The following is a 15,391-nucleotide window of genomic DNA, read 5'->3' on the forward strand; positions in this document are numbered from 1 at the left end:
ATCTTTGTTTTACATTTTTTATTTGACAGGATCTATAGTCTCGATACTGCCATCTGCTTGGTGACTTAACTTTGTCATTTTGATGTTTCTCAGGTGTGTTTTGCCAGAAAGCTGCGTGTCATGATAGAAAATGTACCATTCTCCATCCACTTCCACTATAGAGTGATGGTTGGTCCATCCATCTACCGGATTCAAAACTACCCCTTGATAGGTAAATGGCCCATAAGGACTATCTGATGTAGCATATGCAATGAAATGGGTATCACCTGTAGAATAGGATAGGTAGTATGTACCCTTATACTTGTGAACCCAAGCCGCTTCGAAAAACCTCCTTTCATTGTCTCCATTTAAAATAGGGTCACCGTTCTGATCCAGGATCATTACCTCTTTAGGTGTCTCGGCAAACTCTAGCATGTCCTCACTCATTTTAGCTATAATAGGACCCAGAGCCGGTTCATCATCAGATGGCAGTCCATCAGTAGGAGCCGGGCCTTTGTCATCAAATTTATTGGCTCTATATTTTTGCAACTGACCTCCCCAGATTCCTCCGAAATACATGTAATATGATCCGTCGGTATCTTCATATACTGCTGGATCTATGCTATAGCTACCTTTAATCGCTTCAGGTTGAGCTGTAAATGGACCCGTAGGTGAGTCTCCTACAGCCACTCCAATTTTGAAGATATCATTCTCATCTTTGGCAGGAAAGTAGAGGTAGTACTTGCCATCTTTCTCAGCTGCATCAGGTGCCCAAAGCTGTCTTTTAGCCCAAGGGATATCATCCACTCCAAGTACTTTTCCGGCATCTACTATGGGAGAGGTAGGGGAATCCATGGAGTAAACATGGTAATCCATCATGTTAAAATGTGCGCCTAAGTCGTCCTCCGGTACATCGGATTCCACATCGTGGGAGGGGTAAATGTAGATTTTACCATCAAATACATGCGCAGAAGGATCCGCGGTGTAGTGATCCGTGATCAGCGGTTGTGACAGGTATTTGGAAGCGGTGCTGTCAATTACTTCTACTTCGGTGGCAGCAGTATCTGTGGACTCTGTGGACTTGCCACAGGAGGCAAGAAGGGTTACTGCCACCAGTGCAGGCAGTGAATAGATTAGGTTTTTCATAAATAGGTTTGTTTGTCAATCAACCTTCAAGATAAATTGAAAATTGGATTATTCTACTATTTGTAGGCAAAAGTCTGAGTTGCTGCAAGCAATGCTGACCTCTCAAACCATTGATCCAACAGCCTCACCTTTTAAGGATTTGCTATTTTGTAAGCTGCTGAATTCCTTATATTCGAATTGTAAAAACCCAATCTAACCTATTATGAACCGAAGAAAATCCCTCAAAATACTGGGCGGAACTGTAGTCGGAATAGCTGGACTAGCGCTGGCAGACTGGAAATGGCAATTGCTGGATGGTATGAACCACAGCGGTTTTTTCTCTAGTAAGGAGGAAAAACTTATTGCTGCAATCGCCGACACCATCATCCCGGAGGGTTTGCCTCCCAAAACTCCCTCACCCGATTCTAAACCAATTGGTGCAATCAGCACAGGTACGGATATCTACTTGATGAAACTTTTTGAGCATTGTTATGAAAAGGAAGATCAGGATCAGATCAAAGCCCAGCTAGCCACTTTGGATGAAAAGGGCTTTTTAAATGCCTCCAAAGAGGAGCGAGAAGCCATGCTTTTGGCCTTAGCTTCATCTGAACATGAAAAGGACCAGGAATTTTTCACCCTGATGAAGTCCCAGACCATTACAGGTTTTACTACGGTCAAAGAAGTGATGGTGGATTATAGAAATTACAAAGTTGCGCCAGGTTACTACCATGGCTGCGTGACCTTACCTGCTCAAACCTAATAGACATGTTACAAGACTCAAAAGAAAAAAGAACTTATGACGCGATCGTAATAGGGTCTGGTGCAAGTGGTGGCTGGGCTGCCAAAGAACTGACAGAGAAAGGATTGAAAACATTGGTGTTGGAGCGTGGGCGGATGGTCAAGCATATAGAAGATTACCCTACCGCTTCCAAGGCTCCTTGGGAATTTGAATTCCGGGGTGCAGTTCCATTAGAAAAAAGGTCTGGTCTGGGAGGAGGGCGCTGGCTAAGGGCAGAAACAGCGCATTGGGCCCTGGCAGACGATGAGCAGCCTATCATTCAGGAAAAGCCCTTCCGTTGGTTTAGAGGTTACCATGTAGGAGGTAAATCTTTGCTTTGGGCTAGAGCTACTCAGCGCTGGAGTGATTTTGATTACGAGGGACCGGTTCGGGATGGGTTTGCGGTGGATTGGCCGATACGGTATAAAGACCTTGAGCCCTGGTACACTCACGTAGAAAAGTTTGCAGGCATCGCCGGAAATAAGGACGGCTTGGCAGAACTGCCTGATTCCGAAGTGATGCCGGGCTTTGAGATGAGCTGCATAGAGAATTATTACAAGGAGCAGCTCGCTTCTAATTTTGAAAATAGATACCTGATCCAAGGCAGATGTGCGCACCTGACCGATCCTCAGGAAATCCACAAGCAGCAAGGAAGGAATAAATGTCAGCACCAGGCCATGTGTAATCGGGGCTGTGTGTACGGGGGGTATTTTTCCGCCAATGCTTCCACTTTGCCATGGGCAGAAAAAACCGGAAATCTAACCGTACGGCCCGATGCAGTGGTAGAATCCATCATTTATGATGATGCCAAAGGCAAGGCTACCGGGGTAAGGATCATCGATAGAAATACCAAAGAGGCCATAGAGTTTTATGCAAAAATTATCTTTGTAAATGCATCTACCATTGCCTCCAATGCCATTTTGCTCAATTCAAAATCTTCGACATTTTCCGGAGGAATAGGAAATGAAAATGGATTGATGGGCAAATATTTGGCCTGCCACAACTATCGTGGCAAAGGCAGTGCAAGTTTCGAGGGCTTTCTAGATAAATTTAATGACGGAAGAAATCCAGGCCATGCTTACGTACCTAGGTTCCGGAATGTGTTTAAGCAAGAAACTGATTTTCTCAGAGGATACTCCATCGGCATGTCAGGAGGACGAGGTCAAGGGTCAGATACCAGCATGATAGGAGATCAATTGCGGGACAATCTCCTCAACCAGAAGTATGGGGTATGGCATATGTCTGCTTGGATGCAGGGAGAGACAGTGCCTGTGGAGGATAATCATGTGCGGCTGAGTACTGATCAAGTTGATAAATATGGAATACCACAGATCATACTCTCTGTAGAGTGGAAGGAAAACGACGATAAGATGGTGGCAGACTTTGTGGAGCAGCAGACACTCATGTATGAGAAAGCTGGCTTTACCAATATTAAAGTAGAGGATAGCCATTCGGATCCGGGTTCGGACATTCATGAAATGGGGGGAGTGCGAATGGGACATGACCCTAAAACCTCTCTGCTGAACAAATACAATCAACTCCATCACTGCAAAAATGTCTTTGTCACGGACGGTGCCTGCATGACGAGTACCAGCACCCAAAACCCAACGCTGACCTTTATGGCTTTGACTGCACGTGCGGCTAACTATGCGGTGGAAGAACTGAATAGACAAAACCTGTAGTCAAGGTTTTCTATTGGTAACCTTTTGATAAGCCTAAAATTTCTCAATAATCTCATCATGAAAAAGCTGAACATTATTATTCTAACCGTCTTGCTGAGCGGTATATTTCCAGCATTGGTTTTTGCGCAGCAAAAGGGAGATGCCCTGCTGCAGGTACCGCTCGGAGTACAGTCTTATTCCTTTCGTAACCACTGGGCCAATGGAGTAGAGTCCACTTTGGATATTATACAGCAGATGGGTTTCAAAGAACTGGAAGGCGGAGCTCCTAGGGGTATGTCTGCAGCTGAATTTGTAAAGCTTTGCAAAGCCAGAGGAATCAGCATTCCCTCCACAGGGACAGGATTTGAAGCTTTAGAAGCTGATCCTCAGAAAGTGGCAGATCAAGTGAAAGCCTTGGGGGCGAAGTACGTGATGGTGGCTTGGTTGCCGCATGATGGGGATTTTACCAAAGCAAATGCCGACCGTGCCATCAAAGCTTTCAATGAAGGAGGGAAGGTGCTGGCAGAGAATGGGATAACCTTTAAGTATCATGTGCATGGCTACGAATTTCAGCCTTATGGTGACGGAACCTTGTTTGATTACATAGTCGAGCATACCGATCCCAAATACGTTTCATTCCAAATGGATGTGATGTGGACGCATTTTGGCGGTGCAGACCCCGTGGCTTTACTGAAAAAATATGGGGATAGATGGGTTTCCCTGCACTTGAAAGATCTTCGTAAAGGTGCTCCCAAAGACATGACTGGATTAACTGGTCCCGAAAATGATGTGGTGCTGGGTACAGGGGAATTGGATATTCCGGGAATCCTAAGAGAATCAAACAGAATAGGGATCAAGCACATGTTCATAGAAGATGAAAGTGATGAAGAATTGGAAAATCTCCCCAAAAGTATCGCATATCTAAAGAGTCTAACATACTAGTTTATGGTGACGCAGAGGAATTGCTTGGGTATCCCAGGGTACTTCAGTCTCTGACCGCGCTCTGCACACAATCGCAGTTCGAGTTAAGGTTTTCTTCCCGGTATAGTTTGACTAGTTTTCTTATGCGAAATGAATTTTACCCCTTACTACCCAGGCTAAAATCAAAAAAAAATGCCGTTTTGGAATTCCAAAACGGCATTTTTTTTTTGGTCACCTTACCCTTATTACTGGGTGGAAGCTACCAGGTTTACATCCAGTTCCACATCGTCATAGATCATCTTATCAGCCAAATTTTCAAAATAAGAACCTGAGCGGAATTTGATATCGTAATGCGTTCTGTCAAAAGTCAATTTTCCCGAAGCGGTTATTTTGGTCCCATCTACTTCTACTTTCGCAGGGAATGAGACGGGTTTGGTAATTCCTTTGATAGTAAGATCTCCGGTGATCGTGTAGTCTTTTCCATTACTGCTGGAGGCTTCCGTGATCACAAATTTGGTTTTATTGTGCTTTTCTACAGCGAAGAAATCATCTGACTTGAGGTGATCCGATAGTTTCTTGTTCATACCCGGATCAGTGATGTCCTCTACCGTGAGACTAGTCATATCCATGGTAAATTCACCCCCGGTGATCTTACCGCCCTCATAGTCCAGGGTTGCGCTTTCTATCGGTACTTTGCCATGATGCTGTCCGGTGACTTTTTTTGCGGTCCAAGTAATGGTGCTTTCAGAAGTATTGACAGTAGCCGGGGCAGAAAGCAAGCTAAATGCTGTGATACCAGAAATCAGAAGTGAGGTAAAGAGTTTCATAAGTTGTTGTTTGTTAAAGGGTTTTGTAATTGTTTCATTTAGACGTAATAAGCCCTTGAAGGTTTGGTTTTGTAGATGAAACTCTTGAATGGATGATAGCATTTTCAATCCATTGCTTCCAGTGCAGCAGCAGCCACCAGGCCATCCTGAGCTGATGTAGCTCCGGAGATTCCGATAGCACCTACCAGAACCCCATCTTTGAAAATCGGTAGGCCACCTTCTATTGCAACTACATTTGGCAAGGTGCTTATTCTTCCTCCTCCATCAGCTTTCATCATGTCCTCAAATGCCTTGCTCGGCCTCTTGAAAAATACAGAGGTCTTTGCTTTGCCCAGGGCTACGTCTATGCTCCCGGTCTGTACTCCGTCCATTTTGCGAAGAGATACCAGGTGGCCACCATCATCTAGAATGGCGATTACCATATTCCAGCCTTCAGCGGTGGATTTAGCCTGAGCAGCGTCAGCTATTTTAATGGCCTCTTCTAAAGTTAAATAAGGCTTGGTTTGCGCTTGGCTGATAAGTCCGAAGCTGCATAAAATCAGGAAGGTAAGAAATAGTTTTTTCATGTGTTTATAATTTGATTTTTATTCGTCACATGGAATCTCGCATTGATGATAGTCATCCCAGTCTGTGACTTTTTAGTCATGCTCGATTTCATGAGATTTTGAATTTAATTGTTCAGAAACTTACAAATTTTTGAGGCTTAATTTGAAAACATTATATTCATAATTAAGTCAGTTTTTAACCATTAACCCAAACCTATGAAACCTTTTTCTAGAAGAAACACATTGAAAACCTTAGCCTTGACTACCGGAGTAGGGCTGGTGTCCCCATGGAGTGCCTTTTCGGCTCCAAAATCTAAACGAGATAAACTCGGGGTAGCGCTTGTTGGACTAGGCTATTACAGCACAGATCTTTTGGCTCCTGCCTTGCAGAAGACAGAAAACTGTTACCTAGCCGGAATAGTGACCGGAACTCCATCCAAGGCTGCCGTATGGAAGACGAAGTATCAGATTCCAGACCAGAATATTTACAACTACCAGACCTTCGATAGCATTGCCGACAATCCGGATATAGATGTGATCTACATCGTGCTGCCCCCATCTATGCACAAGGAATATGTGATCCGAGCAGCCAAGGCAGGTAAGCAAGTCTGGTGTGAAAAACCTATGGCAGTGACAGCCGATGACTGCCAAGCTATGATCGATGCCTGCAAAGCCGCAGGAGTATCGCTTTCCATTGGTTACAGATGTCAGCATGAGCCCAATACGCAGGAATACATGCGAATCGTAAATGAAGGCTTGCTAGGGGACGTCAAAAGCCTGGACTGCGCCGCCGGATACAGGGAAAACCGTACTGATCACTGGAAGCAAAAGAAAGAAATGGGAGGCGGGGTAATCTATGATATGGGAGTTTATTCAATTCAAGGTGCCAGGCTGGGATCTGGCATGGAGCCAATAGCTGTAAACTCCGCAAAAGTCTGGACAGAGCGGCCTGAAATATACAAGGATGGCTTGGGTGAAATCGTAGAGGCAGAATTGGAGTTCCCTGGCGGGGTTTTAGCTAAGATCAAAACTTCCTTTGCTGAAAACACAAACTTCCTAAATATAGTCTGCGAAAAAGGCACCATAGAAATGCAGCCTTTCTCTGCGTATGCCGGGAATAAAGGCACAAGCCCACTCGGAGAAATCAATTTCCCTTTCCAACAACCCATGGAGCAAGTATGGCAAATGGACAATGATGCCCAAAATATCATGGATGGGAAACCTGCCTTGGTACCAGGAGAGGAAGGTCTGCGCGATATCAAGGTAGTAGAGGCAATTCTAAAGTCCGCAGAGACGGGGAAAAAAGTACTCATATAGTCGAACTACTCGTTTTTCCTGTTTAAGGTGTCCCCAAAAAGGAGTGGACAAGGTGCCAAAGACTGAGTAAATAGTTTTGATTGAAAATCTACGGATTAATGGCTTTGAGGCTCTGAAGAGGCCATTTTCACCTTATTTTTGGTCAAAAATTAATTTTTTCGACTAAAAATTGAAAATAAAGTCCAAAAGGCTTCCAATGGCACCATAAATGATGTTTATTGTATTCAAGAACAATTTATAACCAACCAACAAACGATTATGAGCAGATATCAAGAAGTAAAAGATCTGGTAGATTCTTTAGAAGCTGATTTTACAAAATTCTACGAAAACGGTAACAAAGCAGCTGGTACAAGAGTAAGAACTGGCATGCAGGCTATCAAAAATCTAGCGCAGGAAATCAGAACTGAAGTAACTGCAATCAAAAACGAAGCTAAGTAATATTAGCAGCGTTGAAATGAAAAGCCCCGGGAGAGAAATTCTTCCGGGGCTTTTTTTTGGCCATATCCTCAATTTTTAAAAAGGGGATTGCAAGCTAGAGTTTCGCCAGACTTTCTTCCAATACCTTAATTTTGGCTTCGGCATCAGCCTGCTTTTTACGCTCCATTTCTATCACCTTTTCAGGCGCTCCAGCCACAAACCGCTCATTGCTGAGCTTTTTCATGACAGAGTTTAGGAAGCCTTTTGTATAGTCCAACTCCTTTTGAATATTCGCTTTTTCCTCTTCCACATTGATCGCATCTCCCATCGGGATGAAGCATTCATCGGATTTCACCACAAAGCTCACTGCATTTTCTACCTTTTGGCCAAAGCTTAGTGAGGAAAGATTGGCCAGCTTACTGAGAATGGCGCTAAATCTTTCATAGATACCTTGGTTTTCGGTTTTGACGGTCAGATCAAAGGCTTCTTTCGGCGATAATCCTTTGGATGCACGAAGGTTTCTAACCTGGGAAACTACCTCGAAAACCTGGTTCGCTTCCTCGATGATCTTGCTGTCAAATCCTTTTTCAGTTGGCCAAGATGCCAAAATCAAGGATTCCTCCGGAGATCGCTCTTTGATCTGGTGCCAGAGCTCTTCGGAGATAAACGGCATGAATGGATGTAGGATTTTCAGGATGTCTTCGAAAAGCGCAATAGTCTTGTCATAAGTCGCTTGGTCAATTGGATGCTGGTATTCAGGTTTGATCATCTCTAGGTACCAGGAACAGAAATCTCCCCACACTAACTTGTAGGTGGTCATCAAGGCATCTGAAATACGGAATTTCTCGAAATGAGCATTGATTTCTTCCAGAGCCTGATTGAATCGGTTTTCAAACCATGCTATACTGGAAGCATTTGCAGAACCATCCAAATTCGGATCTATTTCCCAGCCTTTTACCAGTCGGAACGCATTCCAGATTTTGTTGGCAAAGTTTCTTCCCTGCTCCACCAACTTGTCATCGTAAGGCAAATCATTTCCGGCAGGGGAGGAGAAGAGCATTCCTGTACGTACTCCATCAGCACCGTTTTGTGCGATCAGGTCCAAAGGATCGGGAGAATTACCTAGAGATTTGGACATCTTTCTGCCTAATTTATCTCGAACGATCCCAGTCAGGTATACATTTTTGAACGGCTTTTCGCCCATGTATTCGTAGCCTGCAATGATCATACGCGCCACCCAGAAGAATAGAATCTCCGGCGCAGTCACCAAATCATTGGTAGGGTAGTAATATTTCAATTCTTCATTCGGCTTGCCAGTAGTGAATACTTCCGGATCAAACACAGAAATAGGCCAAAGCCAAGAGCTAAACCAAGTATCCAAAACATCTTCGTCTTGCTTTAAATCAGCCAGAGTAAACGTACCGTCAAATTGCTCATTGGCAAGTTGCAAGGCTTCCTCGGCAGTTTTAGCAACTACAAATTCACCGTTTGGAAGGTGATAAGCTGGGATTCTATGTCCCCACCACAGTTGGCGGGAGATACACCAGTCCCGTACATTGTCCATCCACGCACGATACATGTTCTTGAATTTCGGCGGATACAATTGGATGATATCCTCCATCACGGCCTTTTGAGCTGGTTTGGTGATCTCATCCATTTTCAGGAACCACTGCAAAGAAAGCTTTGGCTCAATCACCGCATCCGTTCTTTCGGAGTGACCTACGTTGGATTTGTAATCTTCTATTTTCTCCAACTGATCGATTTCCTTTAGCTTTTTGCCGATCATTTTTCTAGCGACAAAACGATCTTCACCGACCAAAATCTGAGCTTTTTCATTCAGCGTTCCGTCATCATTCAGGATGTCGATCACCTCCAGTTTATGCTTTAATCCTAGTTCGTAATCATTGATGTCGTGAGCGGGAGTTACTTTCAGACAGCCTGTACCAAACTCCATGTCCACGTACTCATCTTCGATGATTGGGATGGCTTTGTTGATCAGCGGAACGATAGCTTTCTTGCCTTTCAGATGGGTAAATCTAGGGTCATTTGGATTGACACAGATAGCCACATCTGCCATGATAGTCTCAGGGCGCGTAGTAGCGATGGTCAGGAATTCATTCCCCGTTCCTTCGATCTGATACTTGATGTAATAGAGTTTGGAAGCGATTTCCTTTGTAATTACCTCGTCATCGGATAGGGCTGTTTTGCCTTTGGGATCCCAGTTGACCATACGGATACCGCGATAGATTTTCCCTTTTTGGTGCAAATCCACAAAAACAGAAATTACCGCATCGCTCAAGCCTGCATCCATCGTAAAAGCCGTACGATCCCAATCACAGGAAGCGCCCAACTTCTTAAGTTGATCCAGGATAATTCCACCGTATTTTTCTTTCCACTCCCAGGCATGATCCAGGAATTTCTCACGGGTAAGGGACTTTTTATCGATTCCCTGTTCCTTCAGCAAGTTTACCACTTTGGTCTCGGTAGCGATCGAAGCATGATCAGTTCCAGGAACCCATAGCGCATTTTTGCCTTGCATTCTAGCCCGACGGATTAATACATCCTGAATGGTATTGTTCAGCATATGGCCCATGTGCAAGACGCCTGTGACGTTTGGTGGAGGCATGGTAATCACATAAGGTTCCTTGTTAGGATCTACTTTCGATGAAAAAAGCTTGTGCTCCATCCAGTAGGCATACCACTTGGCTTCGGTAGCTGCTGGATCGTATTTGCTGGCAATAGACATAATCGGATTTGTATTTAGAGGGGCAAAAATAGGGAAAAAGCCAATTTTGGAGGCATGATTGTGGAATCCTTTTTTAACTACGGAGGTCACTGAGGTTTCGCGGAGGTCGCAATTCATTATTTTGACCTATAAAACATATTATTCTTTTGCCATGGTCTTTGTTGCCCTGCTTCTCCAGAAGCAGGGCATTATTATTTTACCGCAAAGGCCGCGGAGGATTACGCAGAGTACACAATTTTAATGCTGCCCTTCTTCTTCAGAAGCTGAGTTTCCTTAAGTATTGAGAGTTCTTGATTTATAAATTTTGAAAATTACTGATTTGTATGCCTTCTCGTTCTTGGTTTAGACTTCCTGCGTAGATGAGCTTCACTGCACTTTCAGGGGCTATTTTTTGGAAGTATTTCAAACCTTTGAGAAAATCTGAATGATAAGTTTCCGAAGATTTGATTTCTATAGCCGTCAATATCCCGTTTGTTTCTTGCAAAAGATCCACTTCGTTTTGATTGCTGTCACGCCAGTAGTACATGGTTGGAATACTTCCAGAATTGAGTTCTTTTTTCATGAGTTCCAAAATGACTAAGTTTTCAAATAAGGAACCCCGGGCATAATGTACATTCAAATCTTCTGCACGCTTGATCCCCAATAGGCTGCACAGTACACCGGTGTCATAAAAATACACTTTCGGTGATTTCAAAATCCGCTTGTTGAAATTGCGATAATAGGAAGGAAGTCTAAATGCAATAAAGGATGTTTCCAGTACGGAAAGCCAAGCATTTACGGTTTTCTGATCGATTCCCAGTTCATTTGAGAAATTGCTTTGATTGAAGATCTGACCAACTCTTCCTGCTAGCAATTGGAGAAACTTTTGAAAATTACCCAAATCCATCACATTTAGAATCTGCCTTACGTCACGCTCGATGTAAGTTTGGATGTAATTGGGATAGTAGTCGTTTGGAGAGATGTCAAACTGATATTTTCTAGGATATCCACCATTTACAGTCAGTTCTTCCCATGATTGCAGTTGGATATGAGGGGTTAATTCTGCCTTTGAAAATGGAAGTAAGTTCAACATAGCCACCCGTCCAGCTAGGGATTGGGTGATTTGATTAGAAAGGAGGAAATTTTGAGACCCGGTAAGTATATATTCTCCCGGTATATTTCTTTCGTCAGTCAATACCTGTAAATAGGAGAATAACTCTGGTACCCACTGAACTTCATCCAAAATAACTCCATTTTGATAAGATCTGAGAAAAGCCAGAGGGTCAGATTTAGCAAAATTCCTTGCTTCAGGCAATTCCAGATTTACATAAGTAAAATCTGGTCTCAATCTTTTGGCGAAAGTGGTTTTTCCGGATTGACGGGGGCCAGTAATAGCTAATAAGGGGGATTTACTTAATAGTGATAGAGCCTTGTCTTTTATATGTCGATCAAAATAATCCATTTTATGTAAATTTGGAATTAGATTCCTAATTTACATAAAATAGTGTTTAATCAAAATAATTATCTGAAAATGAGTTAGTTGGATTTGAGTTTTCTTATGTTAACCCCTGATTTCATCTCTTTTTTCCTATTTTTCCCAGATGCGTATGGTGAAAACTATCGTTGAATTTCAAACCATAGCCCATCATTCTATCCAAAGAAATGTGCGCAAATAAGATAAGCCCAGCTAGGATCCAATACTCATTTTCAAATACCAATCCATAGCATGCGACAACGGCAGCCACTAACCGGTGATGGAATAGATTATAAATGATAGCTCCAATTTTCGGATTAAATAAATACCCGATCATTCCTATGTCGGGGACCAATAAGAGTGCTGGAAACCACCACCAGGCAAAGTCTAAAGTGCTGAAAAGATAAATGCTGAGTAGGAATAGTGCAGCTTCTTCCAATTTTAATAAGTTCCTCATTGTTCAGTGATTTAGTGTTGAGGCAAAATTGGGAAGTAGAAGGGAGAGCGCTCTTGATTAATATCAAGAAGTTGAGCTGAGTTGTTTGTTTCTGATTCTGCTGAAAGTTTCCGGTGTCATGCCAAGCATGGAGGCGATGTATTGGAGCGGAACTTGGTTAAACAGTTCCTTATTGTACTCAAAGAAATGCAAATACCGTTCTTCGGCAGTCATGGAAAGGTGGGTGAAAACCCGGTCTTCCAAAAAGGTAAAGCATTTGGCGATAAATAGCTTTTCCAACTCATGCCAATTGGGAACTACATTTCCGATGGACTTATAATTTTCTCCGCTGATGGTATAAAGCTCAGCATCCGTCAAGGCTTCAATGGTCCAGCGTGCCGGGGTGTCAAAAAGCAAACTGGAAAGATCTGCCACAAAATAACCAGGAGTAGAAATCCACTGGGTGACTTCCTTGTCCTCCGTTTGCTTATAAACTCTCAAAAGCCCTGATTTCACAAAACTGAGCTTGTCGCAAGGCTTTCCTGCCTTTAAAAAATAATCTCCCTTTTTTAGCGTTTCCGGGTGAAAGCGCGAGCTGATAGCCTGCAAACTCTCTTCTGGCATCACACCAAAGTAGCTGATAAGATTGTTTTCTAATGCTGTCATTGGTGGAATGAAAATGCCTTAAAATACTTCAAACTATTCATTGACGTCCTGTTTTAGCCTGTTTCACTTGTAGCTTCCAGATGTTACTTTTCCAGGTTTTAAATCTATTTCATCCCGATATTCATATTGATACTTAGCATCTGTTAGGAAAGCATACCAGTTCCAAAATTCAATGAGGTTTTTATTAAAAGTTCTATACAGTTTCAGATCTTTATAATCAGGATTTGAAGCTTTGAAGCTTGTAAAATGGCCTTCCATCATATCAACACCCCTGCCTTTCGCAGGGATAACTGTGAATTTAAATTCGGCATTTTCACTCTGATAATGATAAGTTGCAATTATACCTTTCGTGAATAAATTTATGAATCCGGAGAGTATATTGCTGACGAGTATCAAAGCAACTGCTATAATTAATGCCTTTTTCATAAAATCTATCTTTTTCGAAATTCGAAAACTCACTTTTCTGTCAAACTACTAATTTTTGGTCAATACTTGATCTCCATCACTTTAAAAACTCTATCTTCTTTCGCCAACTTTAAGATAGTTTCTTCACCTACCTTCTTCCCGATTAATATCCTGGCAATTGGGGAAATAGAGGAGATTTTATTCTTTGAAATATCCGCTTCATCCACTCCCACCAGTTGATAAGTCATTAGCTTTGAGTTTTTAGCAATCTTTAGTTTCACTGTGGCTCCAAACCGTATTTCATGTTTGGGTTGATCATCTAGTGATACGATTTTAGCAGTAGCAATTCGCTCTTCCAATAATTTGATTTTCGCAGTGATAAAATTGGAAACTATGCGTTTCTCTTGTTCTGTGGCTGCGTTTATCTTACTTTTTTCATCGAGGAGAGCTTGTTTTTCAGCCCGTAATTCCTCCATTCCCACTTCTGTGACAAAATTAGTGCTGCCACTTGGCAAATCTGCTCTCGGCGGAACCAAAGGAGTTTCTTCCTGATCTTCTTCTTTGACAAATCCTCTACTCATGTGGTTTTTGTTGGTTTAATCTTTAATAAGGCTCTTAGGTATGATTAAGTTTCAATCAAACTAAGTCCACTAAGCAAAATTGGGTTAAACTTAGTTTTAAGTAAAAAAAGGAAGCCAATAACAGCTTCCTTTTATAATTATCATTTAGGAATTAATCTCCCACATATTCATCCCAACTCAACTCAGCTTGTGGATGTGGGAATTCTGTGAAGATGGTTCCTGAATCATAAGAAGTATCGATTTCATCCAAACGTCCATATCTTCTGGCGTCAATCCATCGGTGCCCCCATGGTTCTGCCCATAAGGAGTATCTTCTTTGGTAAAGAATCTCATCGATCAGCTCCTCTTTACTAGTACCACCGGTATAGTTTCCGATTCCTGCTGCGTTTCGAATTATGTTGATGGCCGCTACTGCTTCTGAGCTTTGATCCAATTGCGCATGAGCTTCTGCTTTTAGAAGTATTAGTTCTTCGTTGCGAATAAAAGGAATTGGGTCCGTGTTAGACTCCCATCTACCATCCTGATAGTTTCCTGTCAATGCTCCAGCATCTGTGGTTACTACCACGGGCTGATCTCGCTCAAAGAACTTTTCCTCAACTCGTTTATCTCCTGGAGTAGCATCATCCAGCATAGAAGGATGAACGACTATGATGGTGTTAACTGCGGCGTTAGGTAAGTAGTAGATGGGGTTGAAAACATCAGGTGCAGCACCATACGGGTGGGCTGGTCCAGCATTCAAGTCACCGTTTAAACTGATAAACGACGCGTCTAGTGCGGATAATACTCCCTGCCAATCTTGCCTATACGCATTTAATCTTGCTAAAATTGCCCGGTTAACTTGTCGCAGCGAGGTGATGGTGTTGAAATTATCAAATCCACTGGTAAGTGTGAACGGGAAATCTCCTGAACCCGCAGCCTGCAGTGCTGCATCCCCTTCATCCAAAATAGCTTTGATTGCGTCCAGAGCCTCAGGATAGGATACAAATGGGCCTGGGTTTAAGGGGTCTTTAACATCAATACGGATACCATTAGAATAAACCCAATTGGCTGGAATCATAAATTGGTAGCCCTGGATTGTTTTAGCAAATCCCACAACCGCACTTTTTGCCTCTGCAGAGATGTTTTCAGTATTTTCACCTGCCACGATTAATACATCTGCCTGCTTGATGGCTTGATAGGGTGAAGCCCACGAACCGCCTCCTGTATTTCCAAAGCCAAAGTAAGACCTGTCCGGAACTCTCCCATTTTGTCCCAGCCAATCTGTTTGGAATCTAGGGTCAGAAGCATTGAGATTCCATATTTCTCGACCAAAAGTTCCCCAGGCTCTCACTACGTTGCTTACATAGCTCCTGTGACGAGCTTCGAGGCCGGTGATCAAAAATTGGATTTGTTCCGGTGAAGCATTATTGCTCACGCTACCTACGGAAGGGTTATTGGGATCTTGTATTTCATCTACTTCGAATGGATTACAGCTGGTAAGTATGGCAGCTGCAATCATGATCTTGGTGAATTTTATAGCTATATTTTTCATGAT

15 protein-coding genes are annotated in these 15,391 nt (G+C 42.8%); 5 read left to right on the plus strand and 10 right to left on the minus strand.

The annotated features are described in order from the left end of the window. Positions 1 to 18 precede the first annotated feature (18 nt). A complete protein-coding gene (locus PBT90_RS04905; protein ID WP_264809282.1) occupies positions 19 to 1,125 on the minus strand; it encodes a glycoside hydrolase family 43 protein in 1,107 nt (368 codons plus the stop codon). 202 nt (positions 1,126 to 1,327) lie between these two features. On the opposite strand from PBT90_RS04905, the gene PBT90_RS04910 reads away from it, so the two are divergent. From PBT90_RS04910 to PBT90_RS04920, 3 genes are read left to right on the plus strand one after another with little or no spacing between them, the layout of a single operon-like run. Next, on the plus strand, positions 1,328 to 1,864 hold the full coding sequence (locus PBT90_RS04910; protein WP_264809283.1) for a gluconate 2-dehydrogenase subunit 3 family protein: 537 nt from the start codon (positions 1,328 to 1,330) through the stop codon (positions 1,862 to 1,864). Positions 1,865 to 1,869: 5 nt separating this feature from the next. After that, positions 1,870 to 3,564, plus strand: coding sequence for a GMC oxidoreductase (locus PBT90_RS04915; protein WP_264809284.1), 1,695 nt, complete (start codon positions 1,870 to 1,872; stop codon positions 3,562 to 3,564). Positions 3,565 to 3,621: 57 nt separating this feature from the next. Next, entirely contained in the window at positions 3,622 to 4,485 is an 864-nt protein-coding gene (locus tag PBT90_RS04920) for a sugar phosphate isomerase/epimerase family protein (protein WP_264809285.1), read from the plus strand. Between the two features lie 224 nt (positions 4,486 to 4,709). Here PBT90_RS04920 and PBT90_RS04925 read toward each other — a convergent pair whose 3' ends face one another. Then, entirely contained in the window at positions 4,710 to 5,291 is a 582-nt protein-coding gene (locus PBT90_RS04925; RefSeq protein WP_264809286.1) for a YceI family protein, read from the minus strand. A gap of 104 nt (positions 5,292 to 5,395) precedes the next feature. After that, entirely contained in the window at positions 5,396 to 5,857 is a 462-nt protein-coding gene (locus PBT90_RS04930; RefSeq protein WP_270131855.1) for a GlcG/HbpS family heme-binding protein, read from the minus strand. Positions 5,858 to 6,052: 195 nt separating this feature from the next. Here PBT90_RS04930 and PBT90_RS04935 point away from each other — a divergent pair, with 195 nt between their 5' ends. Together PBT90_RS04935 and PBT90_RS04940 are read left to right on the plus strand one after the other, a co-directional pair. Further along, positions 6,053 to 7,153 (plus strand): Gfo/Idh/MocA family protein, encoded by a 1,101-nt coding sequence (locus PBT90_RS04935; protein WP_264809287.1) that lies wholly within the window; start codon positions 6,053 to 6,055, stop codon positions 7,151 to 7,153. A gap of 258 nt (positions 7,154 to 7,411) precedes the next feature. Further along, positions 7,412 to 7,591, plus strand: a complete 180-nt coding sequence (locus PBT90_RS04940; protein ID WP_264809288.1) for a histone H1 — start codon at positions 7,412 to 7,414, stop codon at positions 7,589 to 7,591. Positions 7,592 to 7,685: 94 nt separating this feature from the next. Here the strand turns inward: PBT90_RS04940 and PBT90_RS04945 are convergent, their stop codons facing one another. The 7 genes from PBT90_RS04945 to PBT90_RS04975 form a co-directional block, all read right to left on the minus strand. After that, positions 7,686 to 10,316, minus strand: a complete 2,631-nt coding sequence (locus tag PBT90_RS04945; RefSeq protein WP_264811513.1) for a valine--tRNA ligase — start codon at positions 10,314 to 10,316, stop codon at positions 7,686 to 7,688. A gap of 295 nt (positions 10,317 to 10,611) precedes the next feature. Beyond that, a complete protein-coding gene (locus tag PBT90_RS04950) occupies positions 10,612 to 11,757 on the minus strand; it encodes an ATP-binding protein (protein WP_264809289.1) in 1,146 nt (381 codons plus the stop codon). 112 nt (positions 11,758 to 11,869) lie between these two features. Then, on the minus strand, positions 11,870 to 12,226 hold the full coding sequence (locus PBT90_RS04955) for a DUF4260 domain-containing protein (protein WP_264809290.1): 357 nt from the start codon (positions 12,224 to 12,226) through the stop codon (positions 11,870 to 11,872). A gap of 63 nt (positions 12,227 to 12,289) precedes the next feature. After that, positions 12,290 to 12,871 (minus strand): Crp/Fnr family transcriptional regulator, encoded by a 582-nt coding sequence (locus tag PBT90_RS04960; protein ID WP_264809291.1) that lies wholly within the window; start codon positions 12,869 to 12,871, stop codon positions 12,290 to 12,292. A 63-nt stretch (positions 12,872 to 12,934) separates the two neighbouring features. Then, positions 12,935 to 13,297, minus strand: coding sequence for a hypothetical protein (locus PBT90_RS04965; protein ID WP_264809292.1), 363 nt, complete (start codon positions 13,295 to 13,297; stop codon positions 12,935 to 12,937). 59 nt (positions 13,298 to 13,356) lie between these two features. After that, positions 13,357 to 13,857, minus strand: a complete 501-nt coding sequence (locus PBT90_RS04970; RefSeq protein WP_264809293.1) for a GreA/GreB family elongation factor — start codon at positions 13,855 to 13,857, stop codon at positions 13,357 to 13,359. A gap of 151 nt (positions 13,858 to 14,008) precedes the next feature. Continuing rightward, positions 14,009 to 15,388, minus strand: a complete 1,380-nt coding sequence (locus PBT90_RS04975; RefSeq protein ID WP_264809294.1) for a RagB/SusD family nutrient uptake outer membrane protein — start codon at positions 15,386 to 15,388, stop codon at positions 14,009 to 14,011. Between the last annotated feature and the right edge of the window lie 3 nt (positions 15,389 to 15,391).

The organism is Algoriphagus sp. TR-M9 (genome assembly GCF_027594545.1).
In the GTDB taxonomy this organism is placed as follows: domain Bacteria; phylum Bacteroidota; class Bacteroidia; order Cytophagales; family Cyclobacteriaceae; genus Algoriphagus; species Algoriphagus halophytocola.